The 16,047-nt window shown below is 62.5% G+C and carries 16 protein-coding genes and 1 tRNA gene; 9 read left to right on the top strand and 8 right to left on the bottom strand.

What is annotated here, in order from left to right; genetic code table 11:
- The first annotated feature begins 67 nt into the window (after nucleotides 1-67).
- From folE to FJ543_RS02635, 4 genes are all read left to right on the top strand, one after another.
- Complete coding sequence (folE, locus tag FJ543_RS02650) at nucleotides 68-703, top strand: GTP cyclohydrolase I FolE (RefSeq protein WP_015317577.1); 636 nt, start codon at nucleotides 68-70, stop codon at nucleotides 701-703.
- A gap of 42 nt (nucleotides 704-745) precedes the next feature.
- A complete protein-coding gene (hisI, locus tag FJ543_RS02645) occupies nucleotides 746-1,207 on the top strand; it encodes a phosphoribosyl-AMP cyclohydrolase (RefSeq protein ID WP_015317576.1) in 462 nt (153 codons plus the stop codon).
- An 83-nt stretch (nucleotides 1,208-1,290) separates the two neighbouring features.
- Nucleotides 1,291-2,262 carry a patatin family protein gene (locus FJ543_RS02640; RefSeq protein WP_015317575.1) on the top strand — a complete coding sequence of 324 codons (972 nt, stop codon included), beginning with the start codon at nucleotides 1,291-1,293 and terminating at the stop codon, nucleotides 2,260-2,262.
- 92 nt (nucleotides 2,263-2,354) lie between these two features.
- On the top strand, nucleotides 2,355-2,912 hold the full coding sequence (locus tag FJ543_RS02635; RefSeq protein WP_140873667.1) for a dihydrofolate reductase family protein: 558 nt from the start codon (nucleotides 2,355-2,357) through the stop codon (nucleotides 2,910-2,912).
- Nucleotides 2,913-2,935: 23 nt separating this feature from the next.
- Here FJ543_RS02635 and recJ read toward each other — a convergent pair whose 3' ends face one another.
- The 7 genes from recJ to FJ543_RS02600 all read right to left on the bottom strand — a co-directional run bounded on the left by recJ (nucleotide 2,936) and on the right by FJ543_RS02600 (nucleotide 9,849).
- Nucleotides 2,936-4,717, bottom strand: coding sequence for a single-stranded-DNA-specific exonuclease RecJ (gene recJ / locus FJ543_RS02630; RefSeq protein ID WP_140873665.1), 1,782 nt, complete (start codon nucleotides 4,715-4,717; stop codon nucleotides 2,936-2,938).
- A gap of 219 nt (nucleotides 4,718-4,936) precedes the next feature.
- Nucleotides 4,937-5,920 carry a class II fructose-bisphosphatase gene (glpX, locus tag FJ543_RS02625; protein WP_015317572.1) on the bottom strand — a complete coding sequence of 328 codons (984 nt, stop codon included), beginning with the start codon at nucleotides 5,918-5,920 and terminating at the stop codon, nucleotides 4,937-4,939.
- Nucleotides 5,921-6,121: 201 nt separating this feature from the next.
- Nucleotides 6,122-6,289: a Thivi_2564 family membrane protein gene (locus tag FJ543_RS02620; RefSeq protein WP_015317571.1), complete on the bottom strand. Its 168-nt coding sequence runs from the start codon at nucleotides 6,287-6,289 to the stop codon at nucleotides 6,122-6,124.
- Between the two features lie 69 nt (nucleotides 6,290-6,358).
- Nucleotides 6,359-6,715 (bottom strand): hypothetical protein, encoded by a 357-nt coding sequence (locus FJ543_RS02615; protein WP_015317570.1) that lies wholly within the window; start codon nucleotides 6,713-6,715, stop codon nucleotides 6,359-6,361.
- 128 nt (nucleotides 6,716-6,843) lie between these two features.
- Entirely contained in the window at nucleotides 6,844-8,157 is a 1,314-nt protein-coding gene (locus tag FJ543_RS02610) for a homoserine dehydrogenase (RefSeq protein WP_015317569.1), read from the bottom strand.
- A 37-nt stretch (nucleotides 8,158-8,194) separates the two neighbouring features.
- A complete protein-coding gene (locus FJ543_RS02605; protein WP_015317568.1) occupies nucleotides 8,195-9,412 on the bottom strand; it encodes an LL-diaminopimelate aminotransferase in 1,218 nt (405 codons plus the stop codon).
- Between the two features lie 44 nt (nucleotides 9,413-9,456).
- Nucleotides 9,457-9,849, bottom strand: a complete 393-nt coding sequence (locus FJ543_RS02600) for a hypothetical protein (protein WP_015317567.1) — start codon at nucleotides 9,847-9,849, stop codon at nucleotides 9,457-9,459.
- A 98-nt stretch (nucleotides 9,850-9,947) separates the two neighbouring features.
- Here FJ543_RS02600 and phaC point away from each other — a divergent pair, with 98 nt between their 5' ends.
- The 5 genes from phaC (at nucleotide 9,948) to FJ543_RS02575 (ending at nucleotide 15,053) form a co-directional block, all read left to right on the top strand.
- Entirely contained in the window at nucleotides 9,948-11,783 is a 1,836-nt protein-coding gene (gene phaC, locus FJ543_RS02595) for a class I poly(R)-hydroxyalkanoic acid synthase (RefSeq protein WP_140873663.1), read from the top strand.
- A gap of 215 nt (nucleotides 11,784-11,998) precedes the next feature.
- A complete protein-coding gene (locus tag FJ543_RS02590) occupies nucleotides 11,999-13,246 on the top strand; it encodes a YcbK family protein (protein ID WP_140716714.1) in 1,248 nt (415 codons plus the stop codon).
- Nucleotides 13,247-13,490: 244 nt separating this feature from the next.
- Nucleotides 13,491-13,565, top strand: a tRNA-Glu gene (locus FJ543_RS02585).
- Nucleotides 13,566-14,025: 460 nt separating this feature from the next.
- The gene (locus FJ543_RS02580) at nucleotides 14,026-14,526 is read left to right on the top strand and encodes a hypothetical protein (RefSeq protein WP_140873661.1); all 501 of its coding nucleotides are present in this window, start codon (nucleotides 14,026-14,028) and stop codon (nucleotides 14,524-14,526) included.
- Between the two features lie 167 nt (nucleotides 14,527-14,693).
- Nucleotides 14,694-15,053 carry a hypothetical protein gene (locus tag FJ543_RS02575; protein ID WP_140873659.1) on the top strand — a complete coding sequence of 120 codons (360 nt, stop codon included), beginning with the start codon at nucleotides 14,694-14,696 and terminating at the stop codon, nucleotides 15,051-15,053.
- Nucleotides 15,054-15,205: 152 nt separating this feature from the next.
- Here FJ543_RS02575 and FJ543_RS02570 read toward each other — a convergent pair whose 3' ends face one another.
- A complete protein-coding gene (locus FJ543_RS02570) occupies nucleotides 15,206-15,847 on the bottom strand; it encodes a hypothetical protein (RefSeq protein ID WP_140873657.1) in 642 nt (213 codons plus the stop codon).
- Nucleotides 15,848-16,047 lie beyond the last annotated feature (200 nt).

The following is a 16,047-nucleotide window of genomic DNA, read 5'->3' as shown; positions in this document are numbered from 1 at the left end:
GACACCGAAAGGTCGTGGTCCGTTCAACTCGTTCCTCCTCAGAGAGGAACTACGGGAGACGCCTTTTATGGATGCCGTCATCAAGAAACTAATGCCCCAGTCCGCCTATATGGAAAAGCCGGTCACCGACCGCCCGAGCGAGGCCGAAGTCGAGGCCGCCGTACGCACCTTGCTGCGCTGGACCGGCGACAATCCGGATCGCGAGGGTTTGATCGACACGCCCAAGCGCGTGACCAAGGCCTATCGCGAAATGTTCGGCGGCTACGACATGTGCCCGGCCGAGGAGCTTGGCCGTACTTTCGAGGAGGTCGCCGGCTACGACGACCTGGTCATCGTCAAGGACATCCAGTTCCATTCGCATTGCGAACATCACATGGTGCCGATCATCGGCAAGGCGCATGTCGGCTACCTGCCCGACGGCAAGGTCGTCGGCCTGTCCAAGATCGCGCGCGTCGTCGATATCTTTGCCCATCGGCTGCAGACGCAGGAAGCCCTGACCGCCCAGATTGCCGGCGTCATCCAGGACGTGCTCAACCCGCGCGGCGTTGCCGTCATGATCGAGGCCGAGCACATGTGCATGGCCATGCGCGGCATCCGTAAGCAAGGTTCCACAACGCTGACCTCCACCTTCACGGGCGTCTTCAAGGATACGCCCGAAGAGCAGGTTCGTTTTGTCACCATGGTGCGCGGCGGCAGGGCGTAAGCCCTTTGCCGACGTCGCGGTCAATAGGAAGATAGACCGGCAATGTCGGCACTGGAATTTCCGGAAGCTCCCTCGGACAAGAAAGCCTTGGAGGAAGGCGCGGTGTTTTCGCCGCGCTTCGATGCCGCCGGTCTTGTCACCGTCGTCGTCACCGATGCCGCCGACGGCATGCTGCTGATGGTCGCGCATATGAATGCACGGGCGCTGGCTCTGACGCTGGAAACAGGCATTGCCCATTACTGGTCGCGCTCGCGCAACACGCTCTGGAAGAAGGGCGAAACCTCGGGCAATTTCCAGCATGTCGTCGAGATGCTCACGGATTGTGACCAGGATGCGGTGTGGCTTCGCGTGAAAGTGTTGGGCCACGACGCAACCTGTCACACCGGCCGGCGTTCATGCTTTTATCGGACGGTGGGGCTGATCGACGGCAAGGGGACGCTTGCCGACGACGGCAGCAAGCCGCTGTTCGATGCGGAAAACACGTATCGGAAGCCATCAGCTTGAACCTTCTGCCTGACACCGACCACATAGATTCATCATTTCGATACGGCCCGTCCGTATACTAGCCTGGGACAAGGGAGATCATGATGCTCGAATGGGCGTCATTGCGTAACAGACCAGATGTCAGGGAGGCCAACGGCCTGTCCTCGGCAGGCGGCGCATCCGAAACAACCTCCCCCAAGAAAACAGGTATTTCGCTCGCGCTCGGCGGCGGTTGCGCCAGAGGCTGGGCCCATATCGGCGTGCTGCGCGCGCTCGATGAAGCCGGCATCGAAGTTTCGATGATCGCCGGCACCTCGATCGGCGCCCTGGTCGGTGGCTGTTATCTCGCCGGCAAACTGGATGAGCTGGAAGAGTTCGCCCGCAGCCTCACCAGACGACGTATCTTCGGCCTGCTCGATCTCAACCTGCGCGGCAGCGGCCTCTTCGGCGGGATGAAGCTGGACGCGCGCCTGCGCGAGCACGTGGCCGGCATCCGCTTCGACGATCTGCCCAAGCCATTTGTCTGCGTCGCGTCGGAAATCCGCACCGGCCACGAGATCTGGCTGTCGAGCGGATCGCTGATCACCGCCATGCGCGCGTCCTACGCGCTGCCTGGCGTGTTCGAGCCTGTCGATTGCAACGGCCGCGTGCTGGTGGACGGAGCGCTGGTCAACCCGGTGCCCGTTTCGGTCTGCCGCGCCTACGAGCAGCCGCTCGTCGTGGCGGTCAACCTCCACTACGACCTGTTCGGCCGCGCCGCCGTGATCAAGCACAGCGCTGGCGAGCTGGTTATCGAAAAGGATGCGCCAAGGCCCGGCCAGGTCGACGCCCAACACCAATCGCACCAGACGCGTTTGGGCATCACCGGCGTGATGGTCGAAGCCTTCAACATCATCCAGGACCGTATTTCGCGGGCGAGACTTGCCGGCGATCCGCCCGACATGTCGCTGCAGCCCAAGCTCAGCCATATCGGCCTCACCGAATTTCACCGGGCCGACGAGGCGATCCAGCTCGGCTACCAGGCGACGATGGCGCAGATCGGCGAACTGACGCGGCTGCAGACGGTTCTCGCCTAGACCATTTCCTCAAGTTGTATTGGCCTCAGGACAAACCGATTGCAAAACGCAATTGGTTATGGTGATCTGCGTCAATCCAGGCGGAGGTGCCGATGGCCAGGATTGTCTATTCCATGCTGACGTCGTTGGACGGCTATATCGCCCGATCGAACGAGGACATCGGCTTGCCAGTGCCCGAGGCGGAACTGCACCAGCACTTCAACGACATGATGAGACAGGCTTCCGCCGTGCTCGCCGGACGGCGCATGTACGAAACCATGCGCTTCTGGGACAGCCCTGAACGCGAAACCGGCGCCACCGAGGTCGAGCGGGATTTTGCCCATGCATGGCGCGAAACGCCGAAGATCGTCTTCTCGACCACGCTTCGGCAAGTCGGGCTCAATGCCCGGCTGGTGGATGGCGATGCGGAGGATGCGGTACGATCTCTCAAGGCGCAGGCCGATGGCCTCGTCATCCTTGGCGGCGCCGACCTTGCCGCCTCTCTGGCACGAGCCGGCCTCATCGACGAATACCGGCTCTATATGCATCCCGTGGTGCTGGGTGGCGGCAAGCCATATTTTGAATCCGGCCTGTCGCTGGCGTTGACCCCGCTCGGCACGCAAAGTCTCCCCCAGGGCGTGACGTTGCTGCGTTATGCGCCGGCCGGCTGAATTGCGCGGGTTTCCGGCGCGCCCTACGCCCGCGCGGCGTCGATGATGCGAAACTGCACCGTACGGTTGCCGTTCCAGTAATTGCCCGACAGCGAGCCGGCGACATGCACCGTCTTGCCGCGGTTCTTGGAAAGGAACTCGCCAAGCACCGTATCGACGGCACGAAAGGCGATCGCCTGGATGCGGCCGCCGCTGCCCGACTGCAGGTCGGCGCGGATGTGGTTGGTGCCGACCAGCCTGGTATCGACCAGCCGATGGCGCGGCAGCACGAAAACAGGCGCGACATGCCCGGCACCGAAGGGCCCCGCCCTTTCCAACGCATCGAGCAGGCCGAGCGTCGCGCCTTCGGCGGCAAGCGCGCCGTCTATCGCCAGGCTTTCCTCATCCTGCAACCTGAAAACGTCGGCGGCTGCCCGCTCCTCGAAGAAGGCCCTGAGCTCACCCAGTCTTGCCCGCTCGACGGTGATGCCGGCAGCCATGCCATGGCCGCCGCCCTTGACGATGAGCCCGGCATTGGCGGCTTCGCGCACCAGCCGGCCAAGGTCGAAACCCGACACCGAACGGCCCGAGCCCGTGCCGGTGCCGTTGGCGTTGAAGGCGATGGCAAAGGCCGGCCGCCGTGCGTGATCCTTCAGTCGTGAGGCAAGCAGGCCTACGATGCCGGGGTGCCAGCTGTTGCTGGCGGTGACGACGATCGCCGGGCCGCTGCCGCCCGCGAGCTCGGCATCGGCTTCGGCGCGCGCGGCGGCGAGCATCTCCTGCTCCATCAGCTGCCGCTCCTGGTTCAGCCGGTCTAGCGTCTCTGCGATGGTCTGCGCCTCGACGGGATCGTCCGTTGCAAGCAGCCGGCTGCCGAGTGCCGCATCGCCAATGCGCCCGCCCGCATTGATGCGCGGACCGATCAGATAGGCGAGATGGAAGGTGCTGATCGGCTCGCCAACGCGCGACACTCGTGCCAGCGCGGCCATGCCTTCATTCTTCTGCTGTCGCGCCACTTGCAAACCCTTGACGACGAAGGCGCGATTGACGCCCGTGAGCGGCACCACGTCGCAAACGGTGGCAAGCGCCACGAGATCGAGCAGGGAAAGCAGGTCGGGCGGCGTGACATCGCTCAGGCCACGCAGCACCTTTGTGGTCTGGACCAAGGCGAGGAACACGACACCGGCGGCACAGAGATGGCCCTGTCCGGAAAGGTCGTCGTCGCGGTTTGGATTGACGACGGCAATTGCCGCAGGCAAGACGCCGCCGACCTGGTGGTGGTCGAGCACCACGACATCGGCGCCGGCGGCATTGGCCGCGTCGATCGAAACGGCGCTGTTGGTGCCGCAATCGACTGTGACGATCAGCGTCGCGCCGCGCGATACCAGTTCGCGCATGGCATCGGGATTGGGACCGTAGCCCTCGAAAATACGATCCGGGATATAGATTTCCGACGGCACCGAGAAATGCGTGAGAAACCGCTTCAGCAAGGCCGACGAGGCCGCGCCATCTACGTCGTAATCGCCGAAGATCGCAATTTTCTCCCGCGCCATGACGGCGGCGGCGATGCGGATGGCGGCCTTGTCCATATCGGTCAGCGAGGCCGGGTTCGGCAACAGGTCGCGGATCGTCGGGTCCAGAAACCGCTCGGTCTCATCGGCGGCCACGCCGCGTCCGGCAAGAACGCGCGCGACGATGTCGGGCACGCCATGACCCTGTGCGATGGCGAGCGCGATCATGTCCTGCCGTTCGGTCAGCCGGTGCTCCCAGGAGAGACCGGTTGCCGACTGCCTGACATCGAGGAAGAGGCGCCTTTCGCCCATCATGCGCTTTGCCAACTCATGGTTGGCGGCAGGATAAGCCAAAGGCCGCGGGAGACTTCAAGAAAAACTACGCTTTCCGCCTTTCAGCCGTGCACCCACCGTTCGCTGGCCGCCCGAGACATCAGAGGCCGCATGCCGATCGGGCGGTGTCATCGTTAAACCCTTGCCGCCATCGGAGGCAGCCAGATGGCTAACAACTGCGGCCCGGCTTCGCAAGCGGGTCTAGAACTTATCCATATCCTGGTGCCTGGCCTTGATCTCGCGCACGGTCCGCGATGACGATCGCAGTACGATCGTGTGGGTGGTGATGTATGTGCGGCCGAACTTGACGCCAGCCAGCATGTTGCCATCGGTGACACCGGTGGCCGCGAACAGCACGTCGCCGCGCGCCATGTCTTCCGCTTGATAGATCCGCTTCGGATTGGAAATGCCCATCTTTGCGGCACGTGCGACCTTTTCCGGCGTATCGAGGATCAGCCTGCCTTGCATCTGGCCGCCGGTGCAGCGCAACGCCGCCGCGGCCAGCACGCCTTCCGGCGCGCCCCCGGTGCCGAGATAGATATCGATGCCGGTTTCTTCCGCGTCCGTGGTGTGGATGACGCCGGCGACGTCGCCGTCGCCGATCAGCCGGATCGCGGCGCCCGTGGCACGCACGGCATCGATCAGCTTGGCGTGGCGCGGACGGTCGAGAATGCAGGCCGTTATGTCGGACACAGCAACGCCCTTCGCTCGCGCGAGGCTGGCGACGTTTTCGGCCGGCGAGGCGTCGATATCGATGACCCCGTCGGCGTAACCGGGACCGACCGCGATCTTGTCCATGTAGACGTCGGGCGCGAACAGCAGGCTGCCCTTCTCGGCGATCGCGATCACGGCGAGCGCATTCGGCAGGTTCTTGGCGCAGATCGTCGTGCCTTCGAGCGGATCAAGCGCGATATCGACCGCGGGCCCTTTGCCGGTCCCGACCTCCTCGCCGATATAGAGCATCGGCGCCTCGTCCCGCTCGCCCTCGCCGATCACCACCGTGCCCTTGATCGCGAGGCGGTTGAGCTCCTCACGCATGGCATCGACGGCGACCTGGTCGGCAGCCTTTTCGTCGCCGCGGCCGCGCAGCCTGGCGGCCGCGACCGCGGCCCGTTCGGTGACGCGCACCAGTTCCATGGTGAGTATCCGGTCAAGGCCGGCGACGATGTTCTGGGCCACATTCATTCGGCAAATCCTCGTTTGATGCCGCCTCCCGCCAGAGGCGTGCTTGTTTTGTCAAACGACCATGACAACGGCAAGACCTGCCCGGATGGTTTATCGAAAGGATAGCAATATCAATCGATTGAACCGAATTTTGAAAACAATGCCGGCCCGGTTTGGGATCAACCGGGCCGGCACGAAACAGAAATTGCCGTCTTCGTGGTCCTAGAAAACCGCGAGGTATTTGAGCAGCGAAATAATGCCGATGATGATGACGATGACCTGGACGATCTGCCTCATCCTGGCGTCGAGCGGCAGCCGCTGCACCAGGTAGAGAACGAGAATGATGACCAGAAATGTAATCAGGATGCCGATTAACACGGACGAAGCCATAATGCCCTCCTTAAATGACTTGCTGAAACGGAGAAATGAGCCGGCATTGCCGGCTCAATATCGGCGCGGTCAATACCAGCGGCGCGAGGTGTCGTTCATCGACTGGCCGACGGCAATCCCGGCCAGAAACCCGAGCAGGCCGATCACGCCAACCACGGCGGTCGTCGTGCCCGGATTTTCACGCGCGACTTCCGAAACGGACTGGGCCTGGCTGCGCAACTGCTGCGCCGTCCGCGAGGCGCGGGAAGCGGCTGTATCGTAGAAGTCCGATGCTTGCTCACTGGCATCATCGAGCATTTCCGCGCTGCGCTGCGAAATGCTCTTGTTGATCTTGGTGATCTCCTTGCGCAGGTCGGCGATCTGCTTTTCCAGCGTCTTCTGGATGTCGCCGATGTCAGGGGCGTCGGATTTGTTGGTATCGGCCATGAAGCGGCTCCCTTGGTTGCTGACCAAGAGAACGGTACCGACGCCAATTCGTTCCGGCGGCAGCGGGACGTCCTCACCGAACCGAGATACGCCGCCGGTGGTTATGCCCACGGCAACGAGGCTGCCTGCTACCCTGCCCGCTCGATGCGGATGACCTGTGGCTTGTCGGTCAGATGGCCGTCCTTGGTGATGCCGTCGACAGCCTTGCGCACGGCGGCCTCGGTAGTCTCGTGGGTGACGAGGATCACCGTCTTCTGCGCCGCCGCCTCGCCGCTGACCGCATGCTGGACGATCGATTCCAGCGAAATATCGTTGTCGGCCATGCGCTTGGCGATCGCCGCGAACACGCCGATGCGGTCGTGCACGGTCAGCCGGATGAAGTAGCCGCCGGCATGGCTGCGCATTTGCGCCTTCTTATACGGTCTCAGCTCCTTCGCCGGCCGGCCGAAGACGGGACCATGCTGGAAGCCGGGCCGGCTCTTGGCGATGTCGGCGATGTCGCCGATGACCGCCGAGGCGGTGGCATTGCCGCCGGCGCCGGGGCCCGAGAGCAGCAACTCGCCCAGGATATCGGTCTCGATCGCCACCGCGTTGGTGACACCATGCACCTGCGCGATGACCGAAGCAGTCGGCACCATGGTTGGGTGCACACGCTGCTCGATGCCGCTTTCGGTGCGCTGGGCGACACCGAGCAGCTTGATCCGGTAGCCGAGATCGCCGGCGGCACGGATGTCGGCCTGGGTAATGTTAGAAATGCCTTCCATGTAGATGTCGTTGGCGGCGATTTTGGTGCCGAAGGCAAGGCTGGTCAGGATCGACAGCTTGTGCGCCGTGTCATGGCCCTCGATGTCGAAGGTCGGGTCGGCTTCGGCATAACCCAGCCGCTGCGCGTCCTTCAGCACGACGTCGAAGGAGACGCCCTCGGCCTCCATGCGGGTCAGGATATAGTTGCAGGTGCCGTTGAGGATGCCGAAGACACGAGTGACGGAATTGCCGGCCATCGCCTCGCGCATCGTCTTGATGACCGGGATGCCGCCTGCCACCGCGGCCTCGTAATTGAGCAGCACGCCCTTCTTTTCAGCGATTTCGGCAAGCGCCACGCCATGCTTGGCAAGCAGCGCCTTGTTGGCGGTGACGACATGGCGGCCGGCTTCGAGCGCGGCCTTCACCGAGGCGCGCGCCGACCCCTCATCGCCGCCGATCAGCTCGACGAACACGTCGATCTCGGCGGTCTGCGCCATCTTGACCGGATCGTCGAACCAATTCGCGGAGCTCAGATCGATGCCACGCTCGCGTTTCCGGTCGCGTGCGGAAATCGCCGACACGATGATGTCGCGCCCGCATTGGCGGGTCAGTTCCGCCGCCTTGTCGCGCAACACGCGCGCCACCGATGCACCGACCGTGCCAAGTCCAGCAATTCCAACACGCAGTGCTTCAGCCATGGAAGGCGACGCCCCTCAAATAAGATCGAATTTGTATTTACCGGTGGGCGGACAGCGGCACCACATTGTTGGGCTGCTTGGCGCTGGCCGACAGGAAGCGCTTGATGTTGCGTGCCGCCTGGCGAATCCGGTGTTCGTTCTCGACCAGTGCTACGCGCACGAAATCGTCGCCATGTTCGCCGAAGCCGACACCGGGCGCCACCGCCACATCGGCGTGCTCGATGAGCAGCTTGGAGAATTCGAGCGAGCCCAGATGACGGAACGGCTCAGGGATCGGCGCCCAGGCGAACATCGAGGCCGCGGGGGCCGGAATGGTCCATCCCGCGCGGCCGAACGCATCGACCATCACGTCGCGGCGTTTGTGATAGATGTCGCGCACCTCGGCGATATCGGCGCCGTCGCCATTGAGCGCGTGCGCCGCCGCCACCTGGATCGGCGTGAAGGCACCGTAGTCGAGATAGGATTTGACCCGGGTCAGCGCCGAGATCAGCCGTTCGTTTCCGACGGCGAAGCCCATGCGCCAGCCGGGCATGGAGAAGGTCTTCGACATCGAGGTGAACTCGACGCAGACGTCGATGGCGCCCGGCACCTGCAGCACGGAAGGCGGCGGATTGCCGTCGAAGTAGATTTCCGAATAGGCGAGGTCGGACAGGATGATGATGTCGTTCTTCTTGGCGAAGGCCACCACGTCCTTGTAGAAATCGAGCGAGGCGACCAGTGCCGTCGGGTTCGATGGATAGTTGAGGATCAGCGCTAGCGGCTTCGGGATCGAATGGCGGACGCCGCGCTCGAGCGCCGGAATGAAGCCGTCATCGGGCTCGACTTGCAGCGAGCGGATGACCCCGCCCGACATGATGAAGCCGAAGGCATGGATCGGATAGGTCGGGTTGGGGCACAGGATCACGTCGCCGGGCGCGGTGATCGCCTGCGCCATGTTGGCGAAGCCTTCCTTCGAACCGAGCGTGGCCACCACCTGGGTGTCGGGGTTGAGCTTCACGCCGAAGCGGCGGGCATAGTAGTTTGCCTGGGCGCGGCGCAAACCGGGAATCCCGCGCGACGAGGAATAGCGGTGCGTGCGCGGATCGCGCACGACCTCGCACAATTTGTCGACGATGGCCTTGGGCGTCGGCAGGTCCGGGTTGCCCATGCCGAGGTCGACGATGTCGGCGCCCCGCGAACGGGCGCTCGCCTTGAGCCGGTTGACCTGCTCGAACACGTAAGGCGGAAGCCGGCGGACCTTGTGAAATTCTTCCATGGCAGTTCCAGACAGCAAGGGAGCGTTGGGCGCGCGCTATATACTCATTTGCAGGTAGGGTCGAGGGCGGGGTCGCATTTGCCTTCGATCTGCTTCAGGGTCTGCGGACCATGTTTCTTGGCGAGATCGGTCAGCGCCGCCTGGTTGGTGACGGCCGCGCCGCCGCCCTTGGCGCCCTGCCCGTTCTCGTCGGCCTTCAACTGGGCGAGCTTGGCTTTCTTCTCGGCCTCGGTGAATTGTTTCGCCGCCACCTGCGGCGGGATGTTGAGGTTCGGAAAGGTGCCGGTGTCCTTCGGGCCCGCGTCGGTGGCCATCGGCACCGGACCGCTGGTATTCGTGCTCGAGCATCCGGCAACGGCCAGGAGCATGAGGGCCGCGCTGATGCGGCAAAAGTGGCCGGCACCGAAAAAAACAGTCTCGCCAAACTTAATCGTCATATTGTTTCCTTGGCAGCCGGGGTAGAGCGAGATTGGACCCTGTCGGATGTCCCATGTTAATATGTCAAGAAAACGCTTCCGGAGGAACCCCGCGAACCATGTCCAAAACACCCGATTCGGGCAAAGCGGAAGATGGCGGACCTTCGACGGTCGAGCAATATCTGGTGAAGGACCCGGAACGCTTCGCGCTGAACATGGCGCGGATGATCGAGCAGGCTGGCAAGGCGGCTTCCGCATGGGCCGAACCGCGCGAAAAAGGTGAGGTGCGCGACCAGGTCGCCGAGCCGGTCGTCGACATGGTCAAGACCTTCTCCAAGCTCAGCGAATACTGGCTCGCCGATCCGCAGCGGGCGCTCGAAGCGCAGACGCGGCTGTTCGCTGGCTACATGACGGTTTGGGCGAACGCCATCCAGCGCGTCAGCCCCAATGCCGAAGGCGCCGACGATGCCGTCAAGCCGGAGCGCGGCGACAAGCGGTTCCAGGACCCGGAATGGGGCCGCAACGCCTTCTTCGACTTCTTGAAACAGGCCTATCTGGTCACCTCGCGCTGGGCGTCCGAACTGGTCGACCATGCCGAAGGCCTGGACGAGCATACCCGCCACAAGGCGAGCTTCTACGTCAAGCAAGTATCCAACGCCATCTCGCCGTCCAATTTCATCCTGACCAATCCCGAACTGTTTCGCGAAACCGTCGCCTCCAACGGCGAAAACCTGGTGCGCGGCATGAAGATGCTGGCTGAGGACATTGCCGCCGGCAAAGGCGACCTCAAACTGCGTCAGGCCGACTATTCACCCTTCGAGATCGGCAGGAACATCGCCACCACGCCCGGCAAGGTGGTCGGCCGCAGCGATGTCGCCGAGATCATCCAGTATGATGCGGCGACCGAGACGGTGCTGAAGCGCCCGCTGCTGATCTGCCCGCCTTGGATCAACAAGTTCTACATACTCGACCTCAACCCGCAGAAATCCTTCATCCGCTGGGCGATCGAGCAAGGCCACACCGTTTTCGTCATCTCCTGGATCAATCCGGATGAACGCCACGGCGCCAAGAACTGGGAAGCCTATATCAGGGAAGGCCTGCAATACGGCCTCGACACGATCGAGAAAGCGACCGGCGAGCGCGACGTCAATGCTATAGGCTACTGCGTCGGTGGCACGTTGCTGGCGGCGGCCTTGGCGCTGATGGCTGGGGAAGGCGACGACCGCATCAAGTCGGCGACCTTCTTCACCACACAGGTCGACTTCACCCATGCCGGCGATCTGAAAGTGTTCGTCGACGAGGAACAGGTCGCGGCGGTGGAAAAGTCGATGAACGAAAAAGGCTATCTCGACGGCACCAAGATGGCGACCGCCTTCAACATGCTGCGCTCGGGTGACCTGATCTGGCCCTATGTTGTCAACAACTACATGCGCGGCAAGGACCCTTTGCCCTTCGACCTGCTCTACTGGAACGCCGATTCGACCCGCATGGCGGCGGCCAACCACTCCTTCTACCTGCGCAACTGCTATCTCGAGAACAACCTCTCGCGCGGCACGATGGAACTGGCGGACCACACGATCTCGCTCGGCGATGTCACCATTCCGGTCTACAATCTCGCCTCCCGGGAAGATCACATCGCGCCGGCTCTGTCCGTCTTCCTTGGCTCGAAATATTTCGGCGGCCCGGTCGAGTACGTGATGGCGGGATCGGGCCATATAGCTGGCGTCGTCAATCCGCCCGCATCCAACAAATATCAGTACTGGACCGGCGGTCCGCCGAAGGGCGACTTCGACCAGTGGATAGCCTCCGCCACCGACCATCCGGGATCCTGGTGGCCGCACTGGCAAGGCTGGATAGAGGCCAAGGACAACACCCGTGTGCCTGCCCGCAAACCCGGCAAGCATATGAAAACCTTGGGCGATGCTCCCGGGACCTATGTCAAGGTGCGTGTGTAACGGACTGTAATGTCTGGTGAGTTGACGCCCCCGCAAAAGCGGGCGAAATGGTGTCGTCAACCATCAAGCGGCCGCAATTCGGCAATCGCTGCAAAAATACTTACAGGCTTGCTGATTTGACACAGGTCTCGTTTCCGGATCGGAGACAAAGGTCCACCTGACGCGGACATACCAGTCGGCGCCAGGTATATACCGATCGGACACCGAGGGGGAATTTGACTTTGAAATCAGCAGGATGGAGCCTCGCAAAGGGAGAACGCCGCGCCATTGTGGCAGCGCTCTGCTCCATACTTCTGGCCTCCTGCACATCGGCTGGCGATCCGACAATGTCGGTTGGAATGCCCGGCTATAATGCTTCCGAATCGGACCTCCACGCCGCCTCTGCGGGCAAGCCTCTCGCCGCTGATTCGTCGTCGCAAGTGGCGACAGAGCAGACGACCGTGATGAGCGAAAGCGACACGGCACTCCCCGAAAAGGTTGCATACGTACCGATTGCCAAGCCTGGGGCCACTTTCCCGCTCACCATACCGGCCGGCGCGGAAACGATCGCGGGACAGACACCGCAGTCCTTGCAGCAGCCGGTACAGACGGCGCGGCAGACAGACGCGGTCGCCCAGAAGATCGCCGCCGCCGATGCCGCCGCCACCGCGCCGACGCCAGCCGCGGCACCGGTGATGAACAATCCGGTATACGTGACCGCCGGCGAGGCACCGCAAGCCGACGCGCCGAAGAAAAAAGGCTTCCTGGCCTCGATGTTCGGCGCCACCCCGGCTTCGGCGACGCCTGCTCCGCTGGTCAACACCCGATCGGGCGAACAGCCTGCCGTGCAGCCCAAGCCTGCCCCGGCCGCGGCAAAACCGATCATCACATTTGCCTCTGCTGATTCCACGCAGAAGCCACTGCAACTGGCTTCACTCGGCGGCGATGCCGGTCACATCACCGGCAGTGACGCCTTGCCCGGCGTGCGCCAGACGGCCCTGTTCGAGATCAAGCGCAAATCCGGCCTCGACGATGAAAGCGACGTCGACCTCAACGAGGACGAAGGCTCGGGCGGCTCCTATCAGGTTGCCTCCGCCGCCGGCATGGCTCGGCTCGCGCCCAACGGTCTCTTGAAGCAGAATGAGAGCGTCGACGTGGCCTGCTTGAAGCCGTCCCTTGTGCGCGTGCTGAAGACGATCGAAGGCCATTACGGCCGCAAGATGATGGTGACCTCGGGCTATCGCGATCCGGCCCGCAACCGTCGCGCCAACGGCGCCAAGAATTCGCTGCACATGTATTGCGCCGCCGCCGACATCCAGGTGCCCGGCGTCTCCAAGTGGGAGCTTGCGAATTACATCAGGACCATGCCCGGCCGCGGCGGCGTCGGCACCTACTGCCACACCGAATCGGTTCATGTCGACGTCGGCCCCGAGCGTGACTGGAACTGGCGCTGCCGCCGGCGCAGCGGCGGTGACGACGGCTAGCGGCGATTTGTCGGCCGGAGCCTGTCAGCGGCGAAGGCCGCGACTTCGTCACCCACGGGCAGAGCAGGAGCGAAGCTCCGTCGCGAACACCCGAGGATGCCGGGGCGCCTGACGTCACTGCAATTGCAAGCTCTTCCGCCCCCGCGAAAACGCTGATTTGGCAGGTCGGAAAAAAGTTGTCCAAGGCGGCACCTAACGGGTTGCCGGTTGCGCACAACGCCAGTATAAGCCGCTTCGTCTGAGCGCGCCCATCGTCTAGCGGTTAGGACACCGCCCTTTCACGGCGGTAACAGGGGTTCGATTCCCCTTGGGCGTACCAGATATTTCAGGCACTTAGCACCTGCTCCCTTGAACTAGTCGAACATGCACCGAATAAACGTCTGCGGACTTTTGCGAACGGTACTCTGTTGTTCCGTCTCGTTTCCTGCGACTATCGGCAACTCCACGCGACATGAACGCGACACGGAGGGCACTCGTGGAACGGATTTTCGACGATCTGATTGACGTGATCAGTCGCGACCCGAACAGCGTTGGCGCTCCGTTACGGCCTGGGCGATGCGCCTCGCCGGAAACCTTGCGACAGGCGTCGCGATCGGCATAGGGATCACGGTCGGAAGGGTTCTCGCGGGCTAGGTTGCGATTCCCCCAATTTTCTCGGACCGTCCCCTTCCTTGCGACACGCCGACTCGGCCATGAAGGGTCAGGGTACCGGCAGGTAGGGATCGAGCAATGGCAGCGCCAGGCCTCAAACAGGTATCCGCAAAGCTATGGGAGATGAGATGCCCCAGCCGCTTGGGGATTTCGCAGGTGAATTGCTGAAGCGAGGCCAGTCCTACTATCGGGCGTTCCAGATCGTTGCTGAGCGCGACGAACCTGGTCTGAGCTATCCGGCCTATTTCCTTCTCGCGCACGCCGTTGAGCTCATACTCAAATCGTCCCTAGCCGCCGACGGCGTCTCAAAGCTGGCCTTGCGCCAAAAGCCGTATGGCCACGACGTCGCCTACATATTCTCCGAGTGCGAGCGGCGGGGTCTTGTCGTTCCGGAGCAGTTGATGAAGCCTCTGGCAAAGCAGCTCGCGCACATAAACCAAGACTTCGATTTGCGCTATCCCACTGGGTTCAACCTCTCGATCGCTGGACCTTCGAGTTGCATCCCGGCCATTGACGCGTTGATCACCGCGATCGTGCCAGACGTGGAACAGGCGGCCATCATGGCGCAGCTGCAATTTGCGTCTGACACCCGGCACATTCGGGGTAGCAAGGTGCGCTGGAGCGACTAGGAGGAGCCTAAACTCATGAGTGCCGAGCTCGCCGTGTCCGTTGTTGCGTTGGTTGTTTCCGCGTTGGCGCTTGGGCTGTCCGTCTTCTTTTGGAGGCGCCAATTCCGGCCGATCGTAACAGCGATGGTCCAGACGCATCATGGTGGGAGTGACGGATAGCCTATAACTTGGTCGTGTTGAATTCAGGGTCGATTCCGGCCAGGAACATCAGACTGGTAGTGCGCGACCGTGCTGCGCTGGAAGCCGCCCTTGGTGCTGGGGCCGATACGGAATCTCAAGGGCTTTGGCTGTCCTGCTTCGATCCGTCCAAGGTGATCCGGCTTCTTCAGAATGGTGCACAGACGACGTGCTCATTTGGCCTGACACACAGAAGTTTGAAAAAGAGCTTTTGGAAGGCTGATGCCCAATTTCCTATCCACGTCGAATATGAAGGGTGGTTTGGCGAGAGATACCGCTACGATCCGCCGAATATCTTGCAGATTGCCGATAGCGACAGTTTTACCGGCGGCATGTGGGGACCAGTATAGGGTTGGGGGAGGTCGGATCGAGCACGAGTGACAGCCGCCGCCTTGCGACGGCGGAATGCTCCTACCAAAGCCCGCCACCGTGAGGCAGCGGGCCACAGTTCGCAAAGTTTGCGGAACGGGTCAGGCGGCCCGTACAGGCGGTAGGAAGGATCTCAAGAGCGCTTCCGAGCGTCCTGCAGCAATTCCGTGAAGCGGCCTCCAGTCACGGTCAGCAAATATTCCGCCTTGGTGCAACATTCCTCAAGAGACGTGCACCGGTAGGCGCAGACGTCAGTCAGGGCATGCATGTCCGCCGCCGACGAGGCGTCGAGCTCGACCACTGCCTGCTCAAAGCCAAAGGCGACTCGCCTAGCGTGCTCCTCCTTGACTATCTTTTTGACGCTGCGAAGGTCCGCTTTTTCGGCTTTGTGCAGAGCCGCACACGCAACCTCCAGACCAGTCATAAAGCTTCTGGCGTTCGCATAGCGCTTGCTGATTGCGATCTGGCAGTCGCTACTGCACTCCTCCAGATCATGGGCAGTCACGTAAAGGGACTGTGCTCCACCAATTTGAAGCGGGACAAGCAGCTCTTTCCTGTTCACAGCGAAATATGCCTCTTCCATCTCATTGTGACGATCTATCGCCGCATCGAAACGGGCATATGCGGCATCTTTCGCAGCCATCAGCGATGTCAACGCCCCGATGGGCGTTTCGCCTGCCCGGGCGTCGCGATCGGTGGCGACTGCGGCTAAGGCAGCCGCCGCGGCAACTGCTGACGATGAGAGAAGGGCGCGACGATCGACGTGCTGGTTCATGAATGATCTCCCTGTTTCGATTGTGGACGGCGCGGCATGCCTGACTATGGTCTCCGAGTCGGGGCACTGAAACGACCCCATGAGCCGGCGAAGCTGGGGGAATCCTGGTGAGTTGGGCATCATGGTTTCTCACTGGTAAAGGGCTATCACGGCCCTGCATGGCGATCGGCGCCAAAGCCGGGGGGTGATAACCTGCCAGT

The sequence above is a fragment of the Mesorhizobium sp. B2-5-7 genome (genome assembly GCF_006440875.1).
GTDB lineage: Bacteria > Pseudomonadota > Alphaproteobacteria > Rhizobiales > Rhizobiaceae > Mesorhizobium > Mesorhizobium australicum.
Note: the sequence above shows the minus strand (reverse complement) of the source record. Positions and strands in the feature narration are given on the sequence as shown.

Excerpts from the sequence above, each read along its gene's own strand:
- FJ543_RS02620 (WP_015317571.1), bottom strand. The coding sequence starts at position 6,289 with ATGGCTTCGTCCGTGTTAATCGGCATCCTGATTACATTTCTGGTCATC.
- phaC (WP_140873663.1), top strand. The coding sequence starts at position 9,948 with ATGTCCAAAACACCCGATTCGGGCAAAGCGGAAGATGGCGGACCTTCG.
- folE (WP_015317577.1), top strand. The coding sequence starts at position 68 with ATGGATGCCGTCATCAAGAAACTAATGCCCCAGTCCGCCTATATGGAA.
- FJ543_RS02570 (WP_140873657.1), bottom strand. The coding sequence starts at position 15,847 with ATGAACCAGCACGTCGATCGTCGCGCCCTTCTCTCATCGTCAGCAGTT.
- FJ543_RS02615 (WP_015317570.1), bottom strand. The coding sequence starts at position 6,715 with ATGGCCGATACCAACAAATCCGACGCCCCTGACATCGGCGACATCCAG.
- recJ (WP_140873665.1), bottom strand. The coding sequence starts at position 4,717 with ATGATGGGCGAAAGGCGCCTCTTCCTCGATGTCAGGCAGTCGGCAACC.
- glpX (WP_015317572.1), bottom strand. The coding sequence starts at position 5,920 with ATGAATGTGGCCCAGAACATCGTCGCCGGCCTTGACCGGATACTCACC.
- FJ543_RS02580 (WP_140873661.1), top strand. The coding sequence starts at position 14,026 with ATGCCCCAGCCGCTTGGGGATTTCGCAGGTGAATTGCTGAAGCGAGGC.
- FJ543_RS02640 (WP_015317575.1), top strand. The coding sequence starts at position 1,291 with ATGCTCGAATGGGCGTCATTGCGTAACAGACCAGATGTCAGGGAGGCC.
- FJ543_RS02610 (WP_015317569.1), bottom strand. The coding sequence starts at position 8,157 with ATGGCTGAAGCACTGCGTGTTGGAATTGCTGGACTTGGCACGGTCGGT.
- FJ543_RS02605 (WP_015317568.1), bottom strand. The coding sequence starts at position 9,412 with ATGGAAGAATTTCACAAGGTCCGCCGGCTTCCGCCTTACGTGTTCGAG.
- hisI (WP_015317576.1), top strand. The coding sequence starts at position 746 with ATGTCGGCACTGGAATTTCCGGAAGCTCCCTCGGACAAGAAAGCCTTG.
- FJ543_RS02600 (WP_015317567.1), bottom strand. The coding sequence starts at position 9,849 with ATGACGATTAAGTTTGGCGAGACTGTTTTTTTCGGTGCCGGCCACTTT.
- FJ543_RS02635 (WP_140873667.1), top strand. The coding sequence starts at position 2,355 with ATGGCCAGGATTGTCTATTCCATGCTGACGTCGTTGGACGGCTATATC.